21 protein-coding genes are annotated in these 25,324 nt (G+C 53.1%); 11 read left to right on the top strand and 10 right to left on the bottom strand.

What is annotated here, in order from left to right; genetic code table 11:
- Window positions 1-7 precede the first annotated feature (7 nt).
- The 5 genes from glnQ to rhtA form a co-directional block, all read right to left on the bottom strand.
- On the bottom strand, window positions 8-730 hold the full coding sequence (glnQ, locus tag AB182_RS17170) for a glutamine ABC transporter ATP-binding protein GlnQ (RefSeq protein ID WP_039077206.1): 723 nt from the start codon (window positions 728-730) through the stop codon (window positions 8-10).
- Window positions 727-1,386 carry a glutamine ABC transporter permease GlnP gene (gene glnP / locus AB182_RS17165; RefSeq protein WP_047371164.1) on the bottom strand — a complete coding sequence of 220 codons (660 nt, stop codon included), beginning with the start codon at window positions 1,384-1,386 and terminating at the stop codon, window positions 727-729. Before glnP ends, glnQ begins: the two co-directional genes overlap by 4 nt.
- A 137-nt stretch (window positions 1,387-1,523) precedes the next feature.
- Window positions 1,524-2,267, bottom strand: coding sequence for a glutamine ABC transporter substrate-binding protein GlnH (glnH, locus tag AB182_RS17160; RefSeq protein ID WP_047371163.1), 744 nt, complete (start codon window positions 2,265-2,267; stop codon window positions 1,524-1,526).
- A 373-nt stretch (window positions 2,268-2,640) separates the two neighbouring features.
- Window positions 2,641-3,144: a DNA starvation/stationary phase protection protein Dps gene (dps, locus tag AB182_RS17155; protein ID WP_047371162.1), complete on the bottom strand. Its 504-nt coding sequence runs from the start codon at window positions 3,142-3,144 to the stop codon at window positions 2,641-2,643.
- A 311-nt stretch (window positions 3,145-3,455) separates the two neighbouring features.
- Window positions 3,456-4,343 carry a threonine/homoserine exporter RhtA gene (gene rhtA / locus AB182_RS17150; protein ID WP_047371161.1) on the bottom strand — a complete coding sequence of 296 codons (888 nt, stop codon included), beginning with the start codon at window positions 4,341-4,343 and terminating at the stop codon, window positions 3,456-3,458.
- 354 nt (window positions 4,344-4,697) lie between these two features.
- On the opposite strand from rhtA, the gene ompX reads away from it, so the two are divergent.
- A complete protein-coding gene (gene ompX, locus AB182_RS17145; RefSeq protein ID WP_047371160.1) occupies window positions 4,698-5,210 on the top strand; it encodes an outer membrane protein OmpX in 513 nt (170 codons plus the stop codon).
- 68 nt (window positions 5,211-5,278) lie between these two features.
- Here ompX and AB182_RS17140 read toward each other — a convergent pair whose 3' ends face one another.
- Window positions 5,279-6,862, bottom strand: coding sequence for a phosphoethanolamine transferase (locus AB182_RS17140; protein ID WP_047371159.1), 1,584 nt, complete (start codon window positions 6,860-6,862; stop codon window positions 5,279-5,281).
- A 277-nt stretch (window positions 6,863-7,139) separates the two neighbouring features.
- A complete protein-coding gene (mntS, locus tag AB182_RS17130) occupies window positions 7,140-7,268 on the bottom strand; it encodes a manganase accumulation protein MntS (RefSeq protein WP_039077199.1) in 129 nt (42 codons plus the stop codon).
- A gap of 192 nt (window positions 7,269-7,460) precedes the next feature.
- On the opposite strand from mntS, the gene mntR reads away from it, so the two are divergent.
- From mntR to AB182_RS17085, 9 genes are all read left to right on the top strand, one after another.
- The gene (mntR, locus tag AB182_RS17125) at window positions 7,461-7,931 is read left to right on the top strand and encodes a manganese-binding transcriptional regulator MntR (RefSeq protein ID WP_047371157.1); all 471 of its coding nucleotides are present in this window, start codon (window positions 7,461-7,463) and stop codon (window positions 7,929-7,931) included.
- Window positions 7,928-9,037, top strand: coding sequence for an anion transporter (locus AB182_RS17120; RefSeq protein ID WP_047371156.1), 1,110 nt, complete (start codon window positions 7,928-7,930; stop codon window positions 9,035-9,037). The genes mntR and AB182_RS17120 overlap by 4 nt, the downstream gene beginning before the upstream one ends.
- A 100-nt stretch (window positions 9,038-9,137) precedes the next feature.
- Window positions 9,138-10,241: an HlyD family secretion protein gene (locus AB182_RS17115; RefSeq protein WP_047371155.1), complete on the top strand. Its 1,104-nt coding sequence runs from the start codon at window positions 9,138-9,140 to the stop codon at window positions 10,239-10,241.
- On the top strand, window positions 10,238-11,809 hold the full coding sequence (locus AB182_RS17110; protein WP_047371154.1) for a DHA2 family efflux MFS transporter permease subunit: 1,572 nt from the start codon (window positions 10,238-10,240) through the stop codon (window positions 11,807-11,809). The genes AB182_RS17115 and AB182_RS17110 overlap by 4 nt, the downstream gene beginning before the upstream one ends.
- 1 nt (window position 11,810) lies before the next feature.
- The gene (locus tag AB182_RS17105; RefSeq protein ID WP_047371153.1) at window positions 11,811-13,334 is read left to right on the top strand and encodes an efflux transporter outer membrane subunit; all 1,524 of its coding nucleotides are present in this window, start codon (window positions 11,811-11,813) and stop codon (window positions 13,332-13,334) included.
- Between the two features lie 103 nt (window positions 13,335-13,437).
- Window positions 13,438-14,478: an aldo/keto reductase gene (locus AB182_RS17100; protein ID WP_047371152.1), complete on the top strand. Its 1,041-nt coding sequence runs from the start codon at window positions 13,438-13,440 to the stop codon at window positions 14,476-14,478.
- A gap of 175 nt (window positions 14,479-14,653) precedes the next feature.
- Window positions 14,654-16,030, top strand: a complete 1,377-nt coding sequence (locus tag AB182_RS17095) for a glycoside hydrolase family 1 protein (RefSeq protein ID WP_047371151.1) — start codon at window positions 14,654-14,656, stop codon at window positions 16,028-16,030.
- A gap of 41 nt (window positions 16,031-16,071) precedes the next feature.
- Window positions 16,072-17,394, top strand: a complete 1,323-nt coding sequence (locus AB182_RS17090) for a PTS sugar transporter subunit IIC (protein ID WP_047371150.1) — start codon at window positions 16,072-16,074, stop codon at window positions 17,392-17,394.
- Window positions 17,395-17,409: 15 nt separating this feature from the next.
- Entirely contained in the window at window positions 17,410-18,126 is a 717-nt protein-coding gene (locus AB182_RS17085) for a GntR family transcriptional regulator (RefSeq protein WP_047371149.1), read from the top strand.
- A gap of 64 nt (window positions 18,127-18,190) precedes the next feature.
- Here the strand turns inward: AB182_RS17085 and ldtB are convergent, their stop codons facing one another.
- Complete coding sequence (gene ldtB, locus AB182_RS17080; protein ID WP_047371148.1) at window positions 18,191-19,111, bottom strand: L,D-transpeptidase; 921 nt, start codon at window positions 19,109-19,111, stop codon at window positions 18,191-18,193.
- Between the two features lie 216 nt (window positions 19,112-19,327).
- Here ldtB and AB182_RS17075 point away from each other — a divergent pair, with 216 nt between their 5' ends.
- Window positions 19,328-20,920 carry an ABC-F family ATPase gene (locus AB182_RS17075; protein ID WP_047371147.1) on the top strand — a complete coding sequence of 531 codons (1,593 nt, stop codon included), beginning with the start codon at window positions 19,328-19,330 and terminating at the stop codon, window positions 20,918-20,920.
- A 477-nt stretch (window positions 20,921-21,397) separates the two neighbouring features.
- On the opposite strand, the gene AB182_RS17070 is transcribed toward AB182_RS17075, so the two are convergent.
- Both AB182_RS17070 and AB182_RS17065 read right to left on the bottom strand, forming a co-directional pair.
- Window positions 21,398-23,761 carry a glycoside hydrolase family 31 protein gene (locus AB182_RS17070; RefSeq protein WP_047371146.1) on the bottom strand — a complete coding sequence of 788 codons (2,364 nt, stop codon included), beginning with the start codon at window positions 23,759-23,761 and terminating at the stop codon, window positions 21,398-21,400.
- 15 nt (window positions 23,762-23,776) lie between these two features.
- Window positions 23,777-25,081: an MFS transporter gene (locus tag AB182_RS17065; RefSeq protein ID WP_047371145.1), complete on the bottom strand. Its 1,305-nt coding sequence runs from the start codon at window positions 25,079-25,081 to the stop codon at window positions 23,777-23,779.
- Window positions 25,082-25,324 lie beyond the last annotated feature (243 nt).

Below are 25,324 nucleotides of genomic sequence, written 5' to 3'. Positions count from 1 at the left end.
AGATGACTCAGGAGACGTGTTGTAAGAATTCCTGCAAGCGCGGGCTTGGTGGATTCTCGATAAGCGTCTGTGGGTTGCCATCTTCGGCAATCCGGCCTTTATCAATAAAGATCAGACGAGAGGCCACTTTCTCAGCAAAGCCGATTTCGTGCGTCACGATAACCATCGTCATCCCTTCTTCAGCCAGATCCTGCATGACTTTCAGCACCTCATGGCGCAGTTCCGGGTCGAGTGCGGAAGTCGGCTCATCAAACAGCATCATCTTCGGTTTTACCGCCAGCGCGCGGGCGATAGCCACACGTTGTTGTTGGCCACCGGACAGCTCAGACGGATAGTGATGCGCACGTTCGGCAAGGCCTACTTTTGCCAGCAGTTCTTTTGCCAGTTTCTCGGCTTCGTCCTTTTTCGCGCCGCGCACGCGTAGCGGGCCAAACATAACGTTTTCCAGCGCAGTCAGGTGTGGGAACAGATAAAACTGCTGGAACACCATACCTGCTTCCTGGCGGATCAGACGTTCGTCAACTTTTGGATCGTTCACTTTCAGGCCATCAACAATCAACTCACCAGAGGTTATCTCTTCGAGTTTGTTGATGCAGCGCAGCAGGGTGGATTTCCCGGAACCCGATGGCCCGATAATCACCACCACTTCGCCCTGGGTAATGTTCAGGTCGATATTATGCAGCACCTGGGTTTGGCCGAAGTGCTTGGAGACGTTTTTAAATTCAATCACAGGATTTTCATCCTTCTTTCAAGACGACGCAAAATAAAGCTCAGCACCAGAGTGATGATCAGATAGACAACCGCAACGGCGCTCCAGATTTCCAGGGCGCGGAAGTTGCCGGCGATGATCTCCTGGCCCTGACGGGTCAGCTCGGCGACGCCAATAACAATAAACAGAGAGGTGTCTTTAATGCTGATGATCCATTGGTTACCTAACGGCGGCAGCATACGACGCAGCGCTAATGGCAGGATAACGTGGCGGATGGTTTCGCCCTTAGACAGCCCCAGTGCCAGGCCTGCTTCACGAAAACCTTTATGGATGGACAGTACCGCACCGCGCGTAATTTCCGCGATGTACGCGCCCGAGTTAATCATGATGGTGATAACGGCGGCGCTAAAGGGGTCGATACGCAAATCGTTGAATGCCATTGGCAGGGCGAAGTAGATAAACATCACCTGAACAACAATCGGGGTACCGCGAATAATCTCAATAAAAACGAGTGCGATGTGGTTGGCGATCCAGCCGCCAAAGGTGCGCGCAAAACCTGCCGCCAGTCCAATAATCAAGCCGCCAATTAAGCCGAGGACCGAGATCCAAAGCGTCATTTTTGCGCCTTCAATCAGAAGCGGAATGGCAGGCCAGATGGCACTCCAGTCAAACTGCATGATGAGTTCCTGTAAACCGTGGTGGAAATATACAAACACCCGTAGTACCGGTTTCCCGACCTACGGGTGATAAGTCTGTTTAAGTAGCCCCGGAAAGCTCAACGCTGCCGGGGAACACTACTGCACAGAACAAATTATTATTTAGGCTCGGTACCGAACCATTTTTTATAGATTTCGTTATAAGTACCGTTATCGCGCAGGGTTTTCAGTGCACCGTTCACTTTTTCACGCAGCTCGTCGCTACCTTTCGGGAACGCGATACCGTACTGCTGGGCTTCCAGTGAATCGCCTACCGCTTTGAACTGACCGTTACCTGCGGTTTTGATGAAATAGAGAATGTTCGGGGTATCGTGGATAACCGCATCAGCACGGTTGGTGCCCAGTTCCATGTACGCGTTGTCGATGTTCGGGAACTGACGCAGGTCTTTGGTTTTGATGTTCGCTTTCGCGTAATCAACAGAACCGGTACCGCTCTTCACTGCGACCACTTTACCGTCGAGGTCTTTAACGCTTTTCACGTCGTTGTTGTTGGCTTTAACCATCACCATCAGGCCGCTTTTGTAGTAGCCATCAGAGAATTCAACCGCTTTTTTACGTTCTTCGGTAATGGTGATACCAGCCAGCGCCAGATCAACGTTTTTAGTTTGCAGAGCCGGGATGATGCCGCTGAAATCCATCGGCTTTAACTCGTAATCCAGTTTCAGTTCTTTCGCGATGGCGGCCCACAGATCAACGTCGAAGCCGACGTATTTGTCACCCTGCTTGAATTCGAAAGGAACGAATGCGGTATCGGTTGCGACAACCAGTTTATTTGCGGCCTGAGAAGAAACAGCAAAGGCGAGAGCGAGTGTAGCCAGGGAAAGTTTGAATACAGACTTCATAGTTTTTCCTTTTATATCCACGGGGCGATCCCCTGCGAGAACGTACGCAGTATGAAAAAATCATGCCAGGTTTACAACCCGTTGTTTTGTAAAGAGGCGATATTCTAAATCCGTGCTTATAACGAAGCGCGAACAGTGCTATGCACTATTTTGGGGCTTCATATTGGTGCGGAGAAAGATTTCGCACAGAAATCATCTTTATTTAGCGCAGGAATGCACCATTAAACAATCTTTTCTTAACAATTTTGTGAAGTGATGATAACAGTCTGGCGGAGTTTCAGGCGGGAAAGAACAAAATAACGCACCATAAAAGTGCAACCCCTTTGCCGGGCGGCAAAGGGGTCATCTGAAGTCCATATGTTAGCGATCGGGCTTATTCAATATTGGATTCGATAAACCACAGGAATTTGTCCAGGTCGCGTGAAGCGGCAGTAAAGATATCCGCAGTATCTTCATCTTTTGCTTCGTCGATGGCTTTACGCACATCATTCGCTACGATGGCATAACGGTCAGCCAGCTCTTTCAGGTGATCCTGTACGCTGTGGATGTCAAGTGGGTAACTTTTCAGTGCGGTTTTGCTATTGATAACCTGCGTAGTGCCCAGCGCGACGCCACCCAACTGCACGGCACGCTCTGCCATGGTATCCAGATGATCAACGAGCGCAGTACGGAAGCCGTCGAGCATTTCATGAACGGCGATGAAGTTAGCACCGCGCATATTCCAGTGGGCCTGTTTCGTGATCAGTGACAGGTCAATGAACTGGATCACCTGGCGATTAAGCAACTCGATAGTCGCTTTTTTATCGCTGTCTGATACATCGTTACGGGTATAAAGCAGATTAGACGCTTTCGTTTTAACCAGTTTAGCGGTACTCATAATCTCATATCCTCTTGATGTTTGTGTCCCAGGTAATTGTCGAAAGTAAGTATAGCACCAGATTTTTGATTGCTGTTTTTGAATATACCTATCGGTTCAATAGCAACGATAAAAAAGAAAATTCCTGGATCCTGCATCATTAAAATAATATCGCGTTCAGCCTATCCGTAGCGGGCGGGTATTTAAGGTCAAGAAGGGGATGAGAATGTAAGTATATATATTGAAATGTGAGTTTTTATGGCATTCAGCGATGTGCTATAGAAAAAGAGATTAATTCAGCATGGCAGATCATCCATGCTGAATAATAATTATTATCCTATATCAACTTTTTCGACTTTGACTTCCCTGCGTAACGTCATTGTTGAGCCAATGGAGGCAATCACAATACATGTCAGTCCCCCAACTTGTTGAAGATTCAACGTTTCACTCAAAAAAATCATACCGGATATTGCAGCCAGGGCGGGTTCCATACTCATCAACGTTCCGAACGTACGTGTCGGTAAACGGGTGAGTGCAATCATTTCCAGGGAGTAAGGCAGAGCGGTGGATAATATGGCAACCGCAACGCCCAAAGGCAGCACTGACCATTGCCATAATGCTACGCCGGCCTGGAAAGTTCCTAAAGGTACAAAAACCAGTGCCGCTATTAATGAACCCAGGGCAACGGTCGCCGGGCCATGTTCTTCTCCGGCTTTATGGCCAGAAATAATATATACAGCCCAGCATGCGCCTGCGCCCAGTGCATATGCCGCACCGGCTAAATCCACATGGGAAACATTGTCACCAAGCGGTAATAAATACCACAGGCCCAGCACCGCCAGAATGACCCACAAAAAATCAATAGGGCGACGGGAGCCAAAAAGGGCAACGGAGAGGGGGCCGACGAATTCCAGCGCAACCGCAATACCCAGAGGTATTGTCTGAATAGAGAGATAAAACATATAGTTCATCGCACCCAGCGACAATCCATATGCCAGCAGCGGCATGCGCTGTTCTCGGGTAAAGCGCAGACGCCAGGGCTTAAAGACCACCACCAGAATCAACGTCCCCAACGCCAGACGTAGCGCCGTCATTCCCGGCGCGCCCACGACCGGAAACAGCGATTTAGCCAGGGATGCGCCTCCCTGTATCGAACACATCGCAACAAGTAACACCAATACTGATAACCACACCGGTATCTTACGAGACGACCCAGGCATCCTTTCTCCTGTCAAATTATGTCAATCATGGTAAAGCCTTGCAGTCTACTTGAAATAGCCCCGGCTGGTTGAGACTTTGTTGAAAAACAGCGGCTAAAAATACGTAAAATAGATGACATCTGATGGTTAATTAACCATGCCGATTAGGAATAATCTGGATGAACATGCCGGATAGTAAGCTTCATAATGGCACGTTCTGCGGAAAAACGTCCGTTTAATGAAAGAGTTAGTAAGCATGTGAAATGTTCTGTTACATGAAATGGCTCTTTAGACATCGTTTATCCCAAAGAGTTTCTTAACAAATTTTGATATATTTAAAACTTAGGATTTACTTGAAGCACATTTGAGGTGGTTATGAAAAAAATTGCATGTCTTTCAGCACTGGCCGCTGTTCTGGCGGTATCCGCAGGTTCCGCTTTTGCAGCAACTTCCACTGTTACCGGTGGTTACGCACAGAGCGACGCTCAGGGTGTAGCAAACAAAGCAAACGGCTTCAACCTGAAATACCGCTACGAGCAGGACAACAACCCGCTGGGCGTTATTGGCTCCTTCACGTACACTGAAAAAGATCGCACTGAAGATGGCGTCTATAACAAAGGCCAGTACTACGGTATCACTGCAGGTCCGGCTTACCGTCTGAACGACTGGGCAAGCATCTACGGTGTTGTGGGTGTTGGCTACGGTAAATTCCAGCAGACCGTTGACACTGCTAAAGCATCAGACACCAGCGACTACGGTTTCTCCTATGGCGCGGGTCTGCAGTTCAACCCGATGGAAAACGTTGCACTGGACTTCTCCTACGAGCAGTCTCGTATTCGTAGCGTTGACGTAGGCACCTGGATCGCAGGCGTCGGCTACCGTTTCTAATACGGCTGGCAATAAAAAAATCCGCCTCAAGGGGCGGATTTTTTTTGCCTGTTGTTCAGGAGTAGCGCTTAGCGGTGCGTATCGAAAACATCTGTCGCCAGGCGGTTATAGTCAATTTTCTGTAACTTAAAGTTGGTAATGTAGACTGGCCCGGCCTTTTGCTCGGACATGAACGGGTAAGCATTTTTAATCTCCTGGGTGGTAATCCCCGTCCACTGCGAGAAGAAGCTCAGGAAATCGTTCGCGGAACGGCGCGCTTTTATCTCCCGATGCTTTGTGTCATCGCTCGACAGCACCATAAACGGCACCTGGAAGTTTTGTTTGAACAGGTCGTCATGTGCCAGATACTGTACGTCCGTCCCACGCTCTCTGAATGTCAGCCCGTGGTCAGAGAAATAGACCATAGAGAAACTGTCATTCGTGGCAACGAGTTGCGAGTAGAGTTTACCCAACAGTTCATCCGTCGCGGTGATGGAATAGAGATAGCAAGAGGTCTCTTTTGACTGCACGAACTCGCTGTATTTACCGCCGGAACGCTCGCAGGTGGACGGGTGTGAACCCATCAGATGTAGCACAATCAACTGCGGCTGATTGCGTTTGGTGGCCAGAACCTGATTGGTCAGCTTAAGCAAATCTTCATCACGGGTATTTTTATCCGCTTCGAAATCACCGCTTTTCAGGAACTGCACTTCATCCGCGCGCTTCGCGATACTGGCAATGGCAGTGTCATACTCGCCAATCTGCCCCTGGTTAGAGAACCACCAGGTCTGGAAGCCTGCGCGGTTTGCGAGGGTGACAAAATTATCCTGATACTGCGGTTTATCATCAACCACACGGTTGAGCGTCAGGCCCAGCGATTTCTGCGTCGAGCCGCTGGCAGAGATGTAATCCATAAAGAAAGTGCCATTGGCCTGGCTTTCGAACGGTGTATTGTTCCAGTGGCCGCCAAAGGCGCCCGCCGCGTCACGGCGTACGCTCTCGCCAATCACCACCACGTAGGTGTGATACTTCGGTTTGACGCCAAGGACAGTCCAGGTGTCCTTCATGCTGGCGAGCTGCGCCATGTTTTCCTGCTCTTTCACCACTTCATAGTTGTTCACCGCGACATCGCGGACGAAGCGCAGTACCGGAACACCGGTATCAATCAGTCTGAACTCAAAGCCGCGGAAGTGGTTTTGCACCGGGCCAATAAAATAGGACGCGACGCAGAATACCACCCCGAGCGTATCCCATTTGAGCCACGGGGTTGACGGCTGCGTTACCCGACGACGCAGCGACACAATGCCCAGCGCAAAAATAAACGCGCCGATAGCATAGTGATGCCATGGGAAAATCGTCAGAATTTCCGTCGACTCTTCCATATTGGTCGAATGCAGGGCCAGCAAAGTATTAAAGTTCGGTGCGCCATAGGCCTGGCCAAACGGGAAATAGCAGGCGGCGACAAGCGAGGTAATTCCAATAACGATTTTTTGCGCCCGGGGGGCATGCCGCCACAGTACGCACAGAGCACAGGTAAAGACGACGGCGTACAGGACACTAAATTCATAACCAAGAGCAAAATTAATCAACATTGACTGGAGAAAATAGAAACCTGTCCACGGATTGATTGTCTGGCTGCGGAAGGCAACGGATTCTTTAAGGATTATGCTCATAGATTACTTCACGAAAACGCCATGTGCTCACCCTGGCGAAAGGGTCAAAACCTGCCGGACAGTGCGTGGAGAGGGGGAGAGGTCCGCTTCTGCGAGCCGCAATTTGTGCAGGGCTGCGCAAAGATAAAGTTAGCCGTGCAGAAGGTCAACACCTGCTACCGTGTCGTTTTGGGAGGGCGGTTGCAAATCAAACAAATAAGTGAAAATTATGGGCGGGCGATCCGAAAATAGCGGGTGTATGTGACGGAAAAATGAAGCGGCGTACCGCGACGCCGCATTAATGAGAAGTTTTATCGTCTTTCTGTGGCTTGCCGTTGAACATATCACACAGCATATTCAGCAGCAGCAGACGAACTTTAAACGGGGAGTGAGTAAACACGCTCATGCACCTCTGAAATTCGTTCATATTGACCTCCTTACTGACTTGTTCGCTCCCGACCATCCATGTTGGGTTGAACGTATTACATACAGATATAGCACAGGCTATATTTTATAGCTATGGCTAAGACGTTAATTTTTTGTGCTGGTTCACCTATGGTTTACAATGTGCCTTCTCTTATATGATGCGGGTATCGCGTCACACCTCAGAGGAAGCACAATGAACCGTCGCGCAGGTAAGCACACAATAAAAAAAGTGACGCTGGTAAATGTTGAAGAGCATGTTGAAGGCTTTCGTCAGGTGCGCGAAGCGCATCGCCGCGAGCTGATCGACGATTATGTTGAATTGATTTCAGATTTAATCCACGAAGTGGGCGAAGCCCGCCAGGTGGATATGGCAGCGCGGCTGGGTGTTTCACAACCAACAGTTGCAAAAATGTTAAAACGACTGGCGACGGTAGGGCTGATCGAGCAAATTCCCTGGCGCGGGGTATTTTTGACGCCGGAAGGGGAGAGGCTCGCACAGGCCAGCCGCGAACGTCATCAAATTGTGGAAAGTTTTTTACTGGTACTGGGCGTCAGCCCGGAAATTGCCCGCCGTGACGCGGAAGGAATGGAACACCACGTCAGTGAAGAAACGCTTGAGCGTTTTCGTCAGTTCACTTTGCAACAAGGGTTGCCGTCTGAATGAATCTTCCATTCTTTCGCGCGTTGTTGCGCGATCGCTTTTTGCACCTCCTGCTGATTATTGGTTTGGGTCTCTGTTTTGCCGTTCCTTTTGCGCCTGCCGCCTGGCCGGGTGCTATTGACTGGCACACCATTATTACCCTCAGCGGTTTGATGCTGCTGACCAAAGGCGTAGAACTGAGCGGCTATTTTGATGTGCTGGGGCGTCGCATGGTGCGGCGTTTTCGCACCGAGCGGCAACTGGCCATGTTTATGGTCCTTGCGGCGGCGCTGCTTTCAACCTTCCTGACCAACGACGTGGCACTCTTTATTGTGGTGCCGCTTACCATCACTTTAAAGAAATTATGTGAAATCCCGGTCAATCGGCTGATCATTTTTGAGGCGCTGGCGGTGAACGCGGGTTCGTTGTTAACCCCCATTGGTAACCCGCAAAATATCCTGATTTGGGGACGTTCCGGGATGTCATTCCCGGCCTTTATCTGGCAGATGACGCCGCTGGCGCTGGCAATGATGGCAACGCTTCTGGCGTTATGCTGGTTCTGTTTTTCCAGTAAGACGCTTAACTACCATAGCGGCGTTAAAAATCCGGACTGGCAGCCCAGGCTGGTCTGGAGCTGCCTGGGCTTTTACCTGGTTTTTATTACGGCGCTCGAGCTAAAACAGGAACTGTGGGGACTGGTCGTGGTGGCTGTGGGCTTCTTATTGCTCGCGCGACGTGTTGTGCTGAGTGTGGACTGGACGTTGCTCTTGGTGTTTATCGCCATGTTTATCGACGTGCATTTGCTGATCCAGTTGCCCGTGTTGCATCATCTTTTGACCGGCACCAGCCAGCTTTCGCCGTCGGGTCTGTGGTTAACCGCCATTGGCCTGTCGCAGTTTATCAGCAATGTGCCCGCGACCATTTTGCTGCTCAATTATGTGCCGCCTGATACGTTGCTGGCCTGGGCGGTCAATGTCGGTGGATTTGGCCTGTTGCCCGGCTCGCTGGCCAATTTGATTGCGTTGCGAATGGCAAACGATCGTCGCATCTGGTGGCGCTTCCATGTTTATTCCCTCCCCATGCTGCTATGGGCCGCGCTGGTTGGCTACGGACTATTCCTGGTCAGATAGTGCTGATTTGTCAGTTTATCCTGGCAAATGTATAGCTACCGCCTAAGTTTAGTGAACGGCGTAATTGTGACGCCGTTCACTGACAGGACTGTTGCGTACTATGGCAGAACATTCAACCGCCCCTGAGAACGGGCAGGAAACTCAAACAGAAGAGACGCAAAACCGCAAACGCCCCGGTAAAAAGCCCCTCATTATCCTCGGCGTTGTTGTGATAGTAATGGTTGTTGTTGCGCTGGTGTGGTGGCTACTTACCTGCAATGAAGAGACGACAGACGATGCGTTTACCGACGGCGATGCGGTTACCATTGCGCCGAAAGTGGCGGGTTACGTCACTGAATTGCGGGTAAAGGATAACCAGCAGGTGAAAAAGGGCGATCTGCTGGTCGTCATCGATCCCCGTGATGCCACGGCGCAGCGCGATCAGGCGCAGGCGCAACTTGGGCTGGCGACGGCGCAGCTCCACCAGGCGCAGGCGCAACTGGATCTGTCGAAAGTACAATATCCGGCTCAGCGCGATGAAGCGCGGGCACAGGTGCTGAAAGCGCAGGCGGATTTAGCCAATGCGCAGGCGGCTTATAAACGTCAGCGCGGTGTCGATCCTCGCGCCACAACGCAACAAAATATCGACAGCGCCAATGCCCAGTTACGCAGCGCGCAGGCACAACTGGCGAGCGCGCAGGCGCAACTGGAAGTGGCGGATCAGGTGCAGTTGCAGATTCGCCAGCAGGAGACCAATGTTGAGGCCCGTCAGCGCCAGGTGGATCAGGCGAAAGCACAGCTTGAAACTGCCGAGCTGAATCTCTCCTGGACCGAGGTTCGCGCGCCGTTCGACGGTTTTGTCACCAAGCGTAATGTGCAAACCGGCACGCTGGTCCAGGCGGGCACGGCGTTGTTTTCCCTGATCTCACCGCAAATCTGGGTGACGGCGAATTTTAAAGAATCTCAGCTTGAACGCATGCGTCCGGGTAATAAAGTCACAGTGAAGGTCGATGCCTGGCCGGATCTGGAACTGGAAGGGCATGTTGACAGTATTCAACAGGGGAGCGGCTCGAAGTTTTCAGCCTTCCCGTCTGAGAATGCCACCGGTAACTTCGTCAAAATCGTTCAGCGCGTACCGGTGAAAATCGTCATTGATAAAGGGCTGGATACGAATCGTCCGTTGCCGCTTGGCCTGTCAGTTGAACCGAAGGTAACCGTTGAATGACTGACGTTAGCCATGAAAACTGGCGACCAGCCAGTAATCCATGGGCCGTTGCCTGGGTGGTGACGCTGGCGGTCTTTATGGAGATCCTCGATACCACCATCGTCAACGTTGCCCTGCCGCATGTTGCCGGTTCGCTTTCCGCCAGTTACGACGAATCCACCTGGGTGCTGACCAGTTATCTGGTGGCCAATGGTATCGTGCTGCCCATTTCGGCGTTTCTCAGCCGCGTATTCGGTCGCAAGCAGTTTTTCCTGATTTGCATAGTGATGTTCACCGTTTGCTCCTTTTTGTGCGGCATCGCGACGGAGCTGTGGCAAATCATCCTGTTTCGCGTATTGCAGGGCTTTTTTGGCGGCGGCTTACAGCCAACGCAGCAGTCGGTGCTGCTGGATTACTTCAAGCCTGAGGATCGTGGTAAGGCGTTTGGTCTCTCTTCGATTGCGATCATTGTTGCCCCCGTAATGGGGCCGACGCTGGGCGGCTGGATCACCGATAACTACTCCTGGCGCTGGGTCTTTTTTATCAATATCCCGGTCGGTATTGTTACGGTGCTCGCGATTTATCAGTTACTGGAAGACCCGCCGTGGGAGCGCAAGTCGGACAAAAAATTGACCATCGACTGGCCTGGGATCGGCCTTATCGCCCTCGGACTCGGTTGCCTTCAGGTGATGCTGGACCGTGGGGAGGACGAGGACTGGTTTGCCTCTGATTTTACCCGTATTTTTGCCGTGCTGACGGCAGTCGGCATTGTCGGGGCGATTTACTGGCTGCTGTACGCCAAAAAGCCGGTCGTTGATCTGCGCTGTATGGCAGATAAAAACTTTGCTGTCTCCAGTCTGCTGATGGCAGGTATGGCGATGATCCTGTATGGCAGTTCGGTGGTGATCCCACAACTGGCGCAGCAGGATCTGGGTTACACCGCCACCTGGTCAGGGCTGGTGCTGTCGCCGGGGGCGGTATTGATTGTGCTGACTATCCCGCTGGTGCTCAAACTGATGCCTGCCGTGCAGACGCGCTGGATTATCGCCTTTGGTTTTTTCTGCCTTGCGGCTTCGTTCTGGTGGTCGCGAACGCTGACGCCGGATATTGATTTCGAAACCCTGATGCTGTTTCGCAGCGCGCAGTCCATTGGTCTGGGTTTTCTGTTTGTGCCACTGACCACCATCGCGTTTATTACCATTCCGCGTCAGCTTAATGCCGATGCGGCCGCGTTGTTCACGATGTTCCGTAATGTCGCAGGATCGGTGGGTATTTCACTTTCCACGGCGGCGATAACCGAACGGTCGCAGGCGCACAGCGCGCATCTGGCATATAACATGTCGCCGCTTAATGAACCCTTCCAACTGGCGGTACGCGAATCGGCGCAAGCGATCCGCAATTTCACTGCCCTGGTGGGTGACCCGATGAATACAGCAATGGGGCAGATGTATAAAACGATGATCGCGCAGTCGCGTTTTCTGGCTTATATCGACGTGTTCACGCTGCTCAGCATTGTCGCACTGTTATTGATTCCTTTTTGTTTACTGCTTTCGCCCATTAAGAGCGAAGGCAGCGCAGGAGCACATTAATATGTCCAGGCGTGGTGTTTCACTGACATTTCTCTCTCTTTGGCTGGCAGGCTGCAGCGTGGGGCCGGATTACCAGCAGCCATCGCCGCAAACCCCAACGCACTGGAACGATCCGGGCGATAAAACCGTGGCTTCTCAAGCCGTGTCGCAGGCGGTTAATCCGCGCTGGTGGACCAGCTTTCAGTCACCGCAACTCAATAGTCTGATTGAGCGTGCGATCGCCGGGAATCTCTCATTGCAACAAACAGTGCTGCGTATCGCAGGCGCGCGCGAACAGATTAATCAGGCTGGCGGCGCATTTTTACCAGCGGTCAATGGCAGCGTAAAAGCCACGCGTCAACAACTGGGGCTGGAAGGGGAGCTTAAATCTCATGATGTTTACGGCCAACTGGACAATGTTGATCCGCAAATCGCCGGCGCGTTGGGGGCATTAACCCAGCCGGTGAACCTCTATCAGGGGAGTTTCGACGCGCAGTGGGAGTTGGATCTCTGGGGCAAAGTGCGTCGTCAGGTTGAAGGAGCGCAGGCACAGCAGCAACAGGCGATTGAGCAGCGCAACGATGCGCTGGTGTCACTGGAGGCGGAAGTGGCGCGCGCGTGGCTGCAACTGCGCGGCGCACAAAGCGTAATCTCCACGTTGCAGACGCAAATCGAGACCGCGCAGCAAACTTTTGCCCTGACGGATAACCGCCAGCGTAGCGGGCTGTCGCCGCAAATGGACGTGGAAAATGCCCGGGCTCAGGTGGGGAGCCTGGAGGCGCAACTACCGCAGTATCAGGCCCAGGAGCGTCAGGCGATGAATGCGCTGGCGATTTTGTTGGGCAAACCGCCAGGTGCGCTGGACGGGGAGCTCAGGAATGTGCAGCCATTGCCGAAGCTGCCTGCGCTGGTTTCAACCGGCATTCCCTCGACGCTGGCCCGCAGACGCCCGGATATTCGTGAGGCGGAAGCCTCATTACATGCCGCCACGGCACAAATTGGCGTCTCCGTCGCGCAGCTTTTCCCAAGCCTGACGCTGAGTGGGCAGTTTGGTTTGCGTAACAGTGAGACCGACTGGCTCACCGACTGGAGCAGCCATTTCTACAGTTTCGGTCCGCAGATTTCTATTCCTATCTTTCAGGGCGGGCGCCTGGTCTCCAGCGTGAAACTGGCCCGCGCGCAGCAGGGCGCGGCGGTGCTCAATTATCGCCAGACGGTGCTGGAAGCGTTGGGTGATGTGGAAAATGCGCTGGTCAGCTATCGCGCCGATCAGCAGCGCGAGGCCGGGCTGGATAAAACCCTCGATGCGCTGCATAACGCGTTTACGCTGGCCAGCGACAGTTACCGGCAAGGTATTGCCAGTTTTATCGATGTGCTTGATGCCCAACGTCAACTGGCGCAGGCGGAGCAGCAGCGTGCGCAGGCGCGTGTACAGAGCAGTCTGGACTTAGTGGCGTTGTATAAAGCGCTTGGCGGCGGCTGGGAGCCTTATCAGCAGGTGCGTTTGCCGGAGTATTCGGTGTTTGGCGACGCCCCGCGCGGATAAGGTTTAGAGGATTGGGCAAGAAACAGACAGGATCGCCACATTCCACAGCACGCCGTATTGCGTATAACTATCTGCGTCAACCAACAGTGTGAGGAGACGCCAAATGCGTTATCAAAAACTCGGCAATACCGGTCTGTTTGTTTCTGAACTGTGCCTCGGGACCATGACGTTCGGCGGTGAGGGCGGCATGTGGGGCAAAATTGGGCAACTGGATCAGGCGCAGGCGGACAAGCTGGTCGGCAGCGCGCTGGACGCAGGCATCAATTTTATTGATACCGCCAACGTCTATTCCGAAGGCCGCTCCGAGCAAATTACCGGCCAGGCACTGAAAAATCTTAAAGTGCCGCGTGAAAATGTGGTGGTGGCGACTAAAGTGTTCGGCGAAACCGGCACGGCGGGCGTGAACTCACGCGGCAGCTCCCGCTATCACATTATTGGCAGCGTAAAAGAGAGCCTGCGACGAATGCAACTGGATCATATCGATCTCTATCAGTTGCATGGCTTTGACCCGGCGACCCCCATGGAAGAGATGCTCTACGCGTTGGATAATCTCGTTCAGCATGGACATGTTCGTTATATCGGTGTTTCTAACTGGGCGGCATGGCAAATCGCCAAAGCGCTGGGTATCTCTGAACGCCTCGGGCTGGCACGTTTCGCCTCGTTGCAGGCTTATTACACTATCGCCGGGCGTGACCTGGAACGTGAACTGGCGCCGATGCTGCAAAGCGAAAACGTTGGCCTGATGGTCTGGAGCCCGCTGGCGGGCGGCCTGCTGAGCGGTAAATACAGCCGCGATGGCAAAGGCGAAGAGGGCAGTCGTCGTCTGGAGTTTGACTTCCCGCCGGTAAACAAAGACCGTGCATTTGACTGCATCGACGTGATGCGCGCTATCGCCGAAGCAAAAGGCGTCTCTGTCGCACAGATAGCGCTGGCCTGGCTGCTGCATCAGCCGGTGGTGAGCAGCGTGATCATCGGCGCTAAACGCCCCGATCAGCTTGATGATAATATCGCCGCCACCCATATTCGCTTCACCGACGACGAGCTCCGCCAGCTTGATGCGGTGAGTGCGTTGCCGCGCGAATATCCCGGCTGGATGCTGGAACGTCAGGGCGAATACCGCCGTAACCAGCTAGCCCACAAGTAAACCCGCTTTTGATCTTCCCCGGCGGCATCTCGCTGACCGGGGATTTTTCTTCCCGTCTAATTTCTCAAGCTTGCTCACAAAAACGATCCTTTCGTTTTGCCTGACTTTTCACCTTTGGCTATATGACTAGTCATATAAATTAAATGACTAGTCATATGATGAAGGAGATGTCCAGATGAGTAAAACGCTGCCGTCAGGCTTTTTATGGGGAAATTCCGTTTCCAGTATGCAGACCGAAGGGGCATGGAATGAGGGCGGAAAAGGGCCCTCGGTTTACGATATCCGCGAAGCCAGCGAGTTTGCTTCCGACTGGAAAGTGGCGACCGATTCCTACCATCGTTATCAGGAAGACTTTGATTACATGCGCGATTTAGGCATGAATTGCTACCGCTTTCAGATAGCCTGGAGTCGCGTCTGCCCGGACGGCGACGGCGCGTTCAATGAGGAGGGCATCGCCTTCTATGACCGTTTTATCAATGATCTGATCGCCCGCGGCATTGCGCCGATGATCTGCCTGTACCATTTCGACATGCCGCTGGCGCTGGCGGAAAAATATAACGGTTTTACCGATCGTCGTGTGCTGGAGGCGTTTGTCCGTTACGGACAGAAGATGATCGACTGTTTTGGCGATCGCGTCACCTGGTGGCTGACCTTTAACGAGCAGAATATCTACCATATGCCGGAAGCGTTTCGGGTTAGCGGCTATCTGCGTGGCGACAAAACATTGCGCGAACTGTATCAAATCCAGCATCACGTGATGATGGCTCATGTACAGCTCACTCACTACCTGCATGAGACTAAACCCGGCAAGCTGATGGGCGGTATGCTGGCGCATCAACTTGTCTATCCCGCGACCTGTAAACCGCGCGATGTTTTTTGCGCCCAGCAATATGATGAGTTCCTCAATCAGAATCTCCTTCGCGTGTTTGCCGGCCAGGGCTATAGCCCGGCGGTAATGGCGGTCGTTGAGCGTGAAGGCTTTAGCGATATCTATCGTGCGGATGACCTGGCGCTGATTGCGCGGGTGAAAAGCGACTATATGGCGTTTAGCTATTACGCCAGCAAAACACTGGACAGCGACGCCATCGCCGCAGATGCGCCGGTGAACTATTACCTGCAACAGGGCGATGTGCCTAACCCGTATCTTGAGGCCACTGAATGGAACTGGCAGATAGACCCTCTCGGTTTTCGCGCCATTATCACCCGCTACTATAACGACTGGCGTTTACCTGTTTTCCCCATTGAAAACGGTATCGGCGTGATTGAAACGTGGGATGGGGTGAATCCGATTAATGACGATTACCGCATTGCCTATCACCGGGATCACCTGCAGGCGATGAAAGACGCCATTTTTGAAGATGGCGCGCAGGTCGTGGGCTATCTCGGCTGGGGGCTTATCGACATTCTGAGCTCACAGGGCGATATGCGTAAGCGTTATGGCGTGGTCTACGTCAATCGCGAAAACCATGACCTTAAAGATCTCAAACGCGTGCCAAAACGCAGCTATGCCTGGTTAAAACAGGTGATTCACAGCAATGGCCGCGAACTGTAAAGAGCCGCGTACCGTTTGATGCCGAACGAAGGGAGACCATGATGCCTGAAACAAATACAACAGCGAACATGCAGTCTTTTGTGGATAAGTTCGTCGATTTTTCCGCTCGCCTGGCTAACCAGGTCCATCTGCGTTCCTTAAGGGACGCGTTTGCCGCCGTCATGCCGATTTTTATCCTTGCCGGCCTGGCGGTTCTGGTCAATAACGTGGTGTTCCCGTGGGTACTGGAGGGCGAGACGTTAGTGCGCTTTAAGGTCTGGGGGGAGGCGGTCATCAACGGTACGTTGAATATTGCTGCTCTATTGATTGCGCCCATGACCGCCTGGTCTCTGGCGCGCAATCGCAATTTTGATAACCCGGTCTCGGCGGTGGTTATCGCGCTCTCCAGCTACATAATGATGATGCCGATGCATCTGGAGGTGGTGCCGGACGGGGCGAAAACGACGGTTACCGTCAGCCAGATGCTCTCTTTTGCCAATATCGGCTCCACCGGCATTTTCGCCGGGGTGATTATTGGCTTGTTGTCGACAGAGCTGTTTATTCGCATCGCAGGCATCGAAAAGCTGAATATTTCGCTGGGTGAAAATGTACCGCCAGCGGTGGGTAAATCCTTTTCCGCGCTGATTCCGACCATTATCACCCTGTCGACATTCGCGGTGATCGCCGCCGTAATGGCAAATGTGCTGCATACCGATTTAATTCATCTGATCACCACACTTATCCAGCAACCGCTGCGGCTGATTAACACCAGCCTGCCAGGGACGATTTTTATTTATAGTTTCGGCAACTTCTTGTTTACTCTGGGTATTCATCAGTCGGTGGTGAATGGGGTGATTCTGGAACCGTTCCTGCTTATCAACACCAATGAAAATATGCTGGCCTTTGCCAATGGTCAGCCGATTCCACATATCATTAATAATATCTTTGTGCCGACCTTCGGCATGATTGGCGGGACGGGGAGTACGATTTCCCTGTTGCTGGCGATATTCATTTTCTCCCGGCAGAAATCGGCGAAACAGGTGGCACGGCTGTCGATTTCACCGGGGCTGTTTAACATTAACGAACCGGTTATTTTCGGTCTGCCGATTGTCTTTAACCTGCCGCTGATGATCCCCTTTGTTCTGCTACCGGCCATCGGTATTTACTTTGCCTGGCTGTGTACCACGCTGGGGTGGATGTCGCGTTGCGTGGTGATGATCCCGTGGACGACACCGCCTATTCTAAGCGCCTGGCTGGCGACAGCGGGAGACTGGCGAGCGGTAGTGGTTCAGTTGATAATCATCGTCTTTGGTGTATTCTTCTACCTGCCTTTCCTCAAAATAGCCGAGAGAGTGGCCTTAAGAAACAATGGGATAGCTGAATAATAAGAAGGAAAGGCAATGGCGTCGAAATACATTTCTATTGCGCGCGAAATTAAACATCGGATCCTGAGTCAGCAGTATTCGGCCAGTGAGCCATTGCCCGATCAGTTTGCCCTTGCGGCGGAATTCAGGACCAGCCGCATGACCATCCAGCAGGCGATGCGTCAGCTGATTGTCGAAGGGCTGGTCTATACCCGCAAAGGATTGGGCACCTTTGTGCGCAAGAATTTTATGCAACTCTCCCGCTGGGATTTACCGGGCAGTGACTATTACGGCGCAACCAAGACCTGGGAAAATGTGGGGCAGGTCACCAGCAAAATCATCAAATTTGAACTGCGTTTCCCGACGGAGAAAGAACAGGACTCGTTACTGCTAGGCCCTGACGAGCCGGTCTATGACTTTAATCGCTTACGCCTGCTGGAAGGGGAGCCGGTGTCGCTGGAATTTACCCTGATGCCGGTAAATCTGGTGCCGGGTCTTAACCGTGGACATCTGGAAAGTTCGGTGTTTCGTTATGTGCAGGACGATCTGGCGCTTAAAATCATGGGTTCTTACCGCATCGTGCGCGCATTGAAACCTGGCGTTGAGGACAGGGAATACCTGAACTGTGACGAGACGGATCCGGTGCTGGAAGTAGAGCAGGTGATTTATCTGGAGGACGGCACACCGCTGGAGTACGCCCATTGCCGCTACCGCTATGATCATGGCGGCATCATTGTGGTGAATAACGGATAAAAGTGGTGAATAACGGATAAAAAAAGCGGGTTTTAAACCCGCTTTTTTCATGCTTGCGTAAGGATCAGTTTATACGAACCGGCATACCGGAACGGTTCTGCACCGCCTGGTCGACGATATTCTGGTCAACGTCAGACTGGCTGGTCACGCTCTGGACACTTTTCGTCAGCGCGATCGGTACGATTTCGCCGCCATTGAACTGCGCTTCGGTGGTGGACAGCGGGTTGTGTACTTCGATGTAACGGCTGCCATCCGGCTCGGTGGTGGCTTTTACCGGCTCATCGATAAACTGTACGCGCGTGCCGACTGGTACGTTCTGGAACAGGAATTTGATGTCGTCGTTACGCAGACGCACACAGCCGTGGCTTACGCGCAGGCCGATACCGAAGTTGGCGTTGGTGCCGTGGATAGCGTACAGACGGCCAATGTACAGTGCGTACAGACCCATCGGGTTATCCGGGCCTGCCGGAACCACTGGCGGCAGCGGTTGACCTGCGGCCGCATATTCAGCGTGCATTTTCGCCGTCGGGGTCCAGGTCGGACCGGCTTTCTTACGTTCTACTTTGGTGGTCCAGGCAATCGGGGTGTCTTTACCCAACTGGCCAATACCGATCGGCAGAACGATAACGGTTTTGGTGCCTGCCGGGTAATAGTACAAACGCATTTCGGCGCTGTTGATAACGATACCTTCATGGACGGTATCCGGCAGAATCAGCTGCTGAGGTACGTTCATCACCGTACCGCCTTTCGGCAGGTAGGCATCAATACCCGGGTTCGCTTCCAGCATGTTGGAAAGACCCATCTGATATTGCGCGGCAAAGTACTCCAGCGGCTGGCTGTTGTTCTCTGGAATGGTTACGACCTGGTTTTGACCGATCACTCGGCTGCCATCGGTCGGAAGCGGATAAGTTACAGCAGACGCGGTTTTGCAAAAGCCCACGACGGCAAACGCCGCCGCTAAAAGCGTTGTTAATTTCATATTCATGGTGTGCGAGATTCGTGCCACAGGCCGTTAGGTTAATGGTTCTTTCTAATAGATGGGAGCGCATTATATGTGCATTCCCGCGCACAGGGAATTGAGATGTGTACGAAATCACACTTTTTTCCCTTTGGTTTCATTTTAGCCCTTCGTTTCCGGGCAGGAATCTAATTCGGAATTGTGGCATAATAGGGTGTTTGTCACACATTTCAGGATAATTCCGTGTTAGTCACCAGCAACGTCACCATGCAGTTCGGCAGCAAGCCGCTGTTTGAAAACATTTCCGTCAAATTTGGCGGCGGCAACCGTTACGGCCTGATCGGCGCCAACGGGAGCGGTAAATCCACCTTTATGAAAATCCTCGGCGGCGATTTAGAGCCGACGCTGGGGAATGTCTCGCTCGATCCAAATGAACGCATCGGTAAGCTTCGCCAGGATCAGTTCGCCTTTGAAGAGTTCACCGTCCTCGACACCGTGATCATGGGCCACGGTGAATTGTGGGAAGTGAAGCAGGAGCGTGACCGTATCTACGGTCTGGCCGAAATGAGCGAAGAGGACGGCTATAAAGTCGCCGATCTCGAAACACAGTATGGCGAGATGGACGGTTACTCCGCCGAAGCGCGCGCAGGCGAACTGCTGCTCGGCGTCGGGATCCCGGTTGAGCAACATTACGGTCCGATGAGCGAAGTGGCGCCAGGCTGGAAACTGCGTGTACTGTTGGCACAGGCGCTGTTTTCCAATCCTGACATCCTGCTGCTCGACGAACCGACGAACAACCTGGACATCGATACCATTCGTTGGCTGGAGCAGGTGCTCAACGAGCGTAACAGCACCATGATCATCATTTCGCACGACCGTCACTTCCTGAATATGGTCTGTACCCACATGGCTGACCTGGATTACGGCGAGCTGCGCGTTTATCCGGGCAACTACGACGAATATATGACGGCGGCAACCCAGGCGCGCGAACGTCTGCTGGCGGATAACGCCAAGAAGAAAGCGCAGATTGCCGATCTGCAGTCGTTTGTTAGCCGCTTTAGCGCGAACGCGTCTAAATCTCGTCAGGCGACATCCCGTGCGCGCCAGATTGATAAAATCAAACTGGAAGAAGTTAAAGCCTCCAGCCGTCAGAACCCATTCATCCGGTTTGAGCAGGATAAGAAACTGTTTCGTAACGCGCTGGAAGTGGAAGCCCTCGCCAAAGGGTTTGATGAAGGTCCGCTGTTTAAAGGCGTTAATCTGCTGCTGGAAGTGGGTGAGAAGCTCGCTATCCTCGGTGCGAACGGCGTGGGTAAATCCACCATGCTGAAAACGCTGGTGGGTGAACTGGAAGCGGACAAAGGGAGCGTGAAGTGGTCAGAAAATGCGCAGATTGGTTATTATGCGCAGGACCATGAGTACGAGTTTGAAAACGACCTCACCGTGTTTGACTGGATGAGCCAGTGGAAACAAGAGGGGGATGACGAGCAGGCGGTGCGCAGCATTCTGGGTCGTCTGCTGTTCAGCCAGGACGATATTAAAAAGCCCGCGAAGGTGCTGTCCGGTGGCGAGAAAGGCCGCATGTTGTTCGGCAAGCTAATGATGGAAAAACCCAATATTCTGGTGATGGACGAACCGACCAACCACCTGGATATGGAATCGATCGAATCGCTGAACATGGCGCTGGAGATGTATCAGGGCACCCTGATTTTCGTCTCTCACGACCGTGAGTTTGTGAGCTCGCTGGCGACCCGTGTGATTGAGATTACGCCGGAGAAAGTCATCGACTTTACGGGTAATTACGAAGATTACCTGCGCAGTAAAGGTATCGAGTAAGCCAATAACCCCTCCCCCCATAGGGTGAGGAATCCCCACAAAAATGCGAGCACGAACGGTCCCCTCTCCCTGAGGGAGAGGGCCAGGGTGAGGGGGAAAATGCGGCTCTGATGGTCGTTCCGTTCACCTTATGTTCCTTGCTTTTCTGTCGCGACAGAACCCGTGAGCGTGCCAGGGTGGCTCACCGCCCCCCCCTGGCGACCCGGGCTCCCGGCCAGGAAAATCGCCGCTGGCGCGGTCCATGAGGCTTATGTCGTCTGACTGTCGGGTCGGGGACCAGCCTGCGTCCTTGCAGGCTATCCCCTCCGCCCGCTTCCCTGTGGGCGGCCCCGGTCAGCCGCCAGCGCCTCATCGATTTTCAGCCGGGCCCTGTCATCGCTGTCACTGTTTTATGCGTATTAAGCGGCGTTATCGCTGTAAAACGTAAGATTACCGGGGATTCCTCAGCCCTTTTGGGAGAGGGCCGGGGCGAGGGGACTATCGCACCCACTCGCTCCGCTCTTCGCCGTTGATCAAAAGCTTACGTTTTTCCCCCGCCGGTAACGACACCTTCAGCGCCTTCCACGCCGGACGATAATCCCCGCTCGCGCTGATCTTCAGGTTGACGGTTGTCGCGTCGCACACCATTTCCCATTCCAGCCACAGGGCATTCCCGTTCTGATAACCCCAGCTCTCACCGTCATCCTCAAACAGCAACCCGGCTGAACGCCCCGTCCCTTTCACCGGGAACAGTTTCAGCTCACGGGTATCATCCGCCGTCGCGCTAACGTGTTTGATTCGCTCGCTGAGCGGCAACCCCGCCCCCGCGCGGACCAGCAATGGCAGTTTTTCCAGCGGCGCGTCGCGCACAATCCACTGCCCGCCGCAGAACCATTCATGGGTATAAAAATCATACCAGCCGGTCTCATTCGCAGGCAGCCAGACACGGCGTTGGCGCTGACCTTCTTCGACCACGCTGGCCACCAGAATATCGCGGCCGAGCAGGAAGTCGTCGCACTCTTCAAATGTCTGTGTGTCATTCTCATGATCGAGAAAGGTCGGTCGCAGCATCGGTTCGTCATCCGCATGCGCCTGCCACAACAGGGTATAAAAATAGGGCAGCAGGCGATAACGCAGTTCAATCGCGTTGCGAATGGCAGGCGTCACACCCGGATACATCCACGGCTCGTTCACCGTGTGATCGTCATTCCACGAATGGATGGTGAAACGCGGGTGCATCACGCCGTTTTGTACCCAGCGAACAAACAGCTCAGCATCCGGTTTATCACCGGAGAAGCCGCCCACATCGTGCCCCACGTTATACAGCCCGGACAAGCTCATCCCCAGCCCCATTCGGGTGTTGAAACGCAATGTTTCCCAACTGGTCCGGTTATCGCCGCTCCAGGTTTGTACATAACGTTGCATCCCGGCGCAGCCGGAACGGGAAATCAGGTACGGACGTTTATCCGGGGCAAACCGTTGCTGTGCTTCCAGCGAGGCTCGCATCATCAGCAGCGGCATCACCGGGCGAATATGTTTGATGGCAATCTCGCGGCCAAAACCGTAGCAGCGTGCTTCACCGTCCCACACTTCAAACTCGTTGTTGTCATTCCACGTTGAGTCGATACCCATCTCCAGCAGTTGCGTGGTGACCCCTTCTTGCCACCATTTGACGGTCTGTGGATTGGTAAAGTCGAGGTGAGACCCTTCATCGTCCCAGAAGCTTGAACGTTCAGGCGCATCCGTTTCTGAATCGCGAATAAACAGACCTTTCTCTGCCACTTCCGGATAGCGCGGATGGTCCTGCAACAGGCACGGCTTAATATTGGCCGCCAGTTTCAGGCCCGCATCGTGGAAGGCCTGACTCATGACGTTGGGTTGCGGCACTTTGTCGTAGTTCCAGTTAAAGACATAGCGCTTGCCATTAATCGAGGTATAGCCCGAAGAGAGCTGGAACGAATCGCAGGGAATCGCGTGTTCTTCACACAGACGGATAAAGTTCATCAGCTGGTTTTGCGCATCCGGCGCATCGGTGTAATGCATGGTGGAACCGCTGTAGCCCAGACTCCACTTCGGCCCGAACAGGGTCTTTCCGGTCAGGCGGACAAACGCTTTGGTGACATCCAGCGCCCGCGCGCCGGTAAACAGGTAATAATCGATATCGCCCGCTTCGGCCTGCCAGCGGCGATAGGCGGTATGGTAATTATCGATTTCATTACCTAAATCCAGCCAGCAACTGCTCAGGTTGTCATAAAACAGACCGTAGCTGATGTCGTCCCGGCGGGTGAGGGTAAACGGAATATGTTTATAAAGTGGATCGGTACTGGCCGCGTTATAGCCCATCGCATCCAGATTGCGCATCTCAAAACGCTTGCCGTTACGCTGCAAATTGCCAGCCTTCTCGCCCAGACCGTAAAACCGCTCATCTTTTTTACGGCTGAGGTAATGCGCGACGCCGTCGCCATGCGCATTAAGTTGATAGGCGCTGGTGGGGCGATCGCCTGCCAGCCATTGCCACTCTCCGGCCTCATTACGGTAGTGCCATTCCAGCCACAAAGGCTGGTGTACGGTGACTCGTAGCGCTTCGGTGGCGATAACCAATTGCTGATCCTGTTGCTCAAGCGTCCAGTCCGGGCAACTGAAACCGCTGATATCTTCACGGTTACGGCCTTCCCATGGTACATCCTGCCCGGGCGCAATGCTCCAGGTCCTGTCCAGCGCCAGTTCACCTTTACGTTTTAACAGCACGCGAAACAGCGTCGGTTCCAGCACATACAGGCATAGCGTATGTTGCCCATCCACCAACAGTTCAATATGGTGAGCCGCCTGTTTTTGTAAGGTCCAGTTTTTCAAAATTTTCATATCAGACATCCATAATCAGACGCGTTTTGCGCGACGTTCAGCAATAAATGACACCAGGAAAATGGCCCCAATCAGGTCAAAAAAGCCCATGGCGATAAACAGCGGATTGAAACCTATTTTGTCAGCGGTAACGCCAATGAGCAGAGAGAAGAGGAAGCTGGCTATCCATGCCGCGGAACCGCGCATGCCGTTAACGGTTGCCATCTGGCCTTTATCAAAGGACTCCACGACCAGCGCGCTCAGCATGCAGGAGATGATTTGGTGGCCGAAGCCGCCGATAGAGATCAGCACGATAGTGATATAGGGATCGCGGGTTATCGCGACGATGCCCAACGAGATCATCAGAAACGCGCCGGTGACGGAGCTTGCCACTACCGAGTTTACCCGGGAGCAGCCGAACCAGCGGGTATACAGTTTGGTGAGATAACCGCTCGCCACGCTGCCCAGATCGGCGGCAAGGAAGGGGAGCCAGGCAAACATGGCGATTTGCTTAAGGTCCATTCCGTGCTCTTTCGCCAGATACAGGGGGACCCAAAAGCTCAGCACGGCCCAGGCCGGTTCAGCCATAAACGCCGGGATGGCGATACCGTAAAAACGTCTGTTTTTGGCGACGGTTTTCAGCGCCGTAAAGAAAGGAAGTTTGACCGCAGGCGCTTCGTTGTCCTGCTTAATGTAGGCCAGTTCTTCCTTGCTCAGGTTCGGGTGTTTTTCCGGGTTAGAGTAAAACGCCCACCACAGCAGCACCCACACCAGCGCCAGAACACCGGTAAACATAAAGGCGCCCTGCCAGCCAAAAGAGGCGTGGGCGAAATAGATAATGGGTGGTGCCAGCATGGCGCCAATCGAGAAACCGACGCCAGCCCAGCCTGCAGCAACCGGGCGCTCTGATTTCGGGAACCATTCACCCAGCGTTTTGGCGTTCGCCGGCGTAGCGGCCGCTTCGGATGCCCCCATCGTGAAGCGCAAAATAGCCAGTTGCAACCAGCTTCCGGCTCCGGCATGGGCGATACAGGCGATGGCCCAGATAATGGCGCAGATCATAAAGCCGACTTTCAGGCCAATGACGTCAATCAGCCAACCGCATAGCGGCTGAAAAAGGGTATAGGCCAGTTGAAAAGCACCCACAATCCAGGAGTACTGTTCGGTTGTGATCCCCATACTGGTTTTCAGTTCGGGGGCAAGAATACCGAGTGAGTTACGGGTGATGTAGTTTACCGTGACGCCCAGTAAAAACAGGACCAGCATCCACCAGCGTAACTTTTTAACTATCCGGCGGCTTTTACTTGCCACCACTTCATTATTGTTGATTCCCTGGCTCATTTTTTTCTCCACGCACCGTTCTGTAGGGAAGTCGTTGCGGGCCATTCGAAATTTGTTATACCGATCTGGACCGCATGGGGATTTTTTTCTGCTTTAGCCTGAAATACACCGACAACTAGTATGGAAGTTGTACGACATCTTTACGTTAGGGGAGAAAAAGGGGCAGCCAAAGTGGATTTTGTGCAAGGATTCTCATCAATTCGCCAAAGAAAAGGGCACTATGCTTCCCGGACCAGTATTCAT

It is taken from the genome of Phytobacter ursingii (assembly GCF_001022135.1).
In the GTDB taxonomy this organism is placed as follows: Bacteria; Pseudomonadota; Gammaproteobacteria; order Enterobacterales; family Enterobacteriaceae; genus Phytobacter; species Phytobacter ursingii.
Note: the sequence above shows the minus strand (reverse complement) of the source record. Positions and strands in the feature narration are given on the sequence as shown.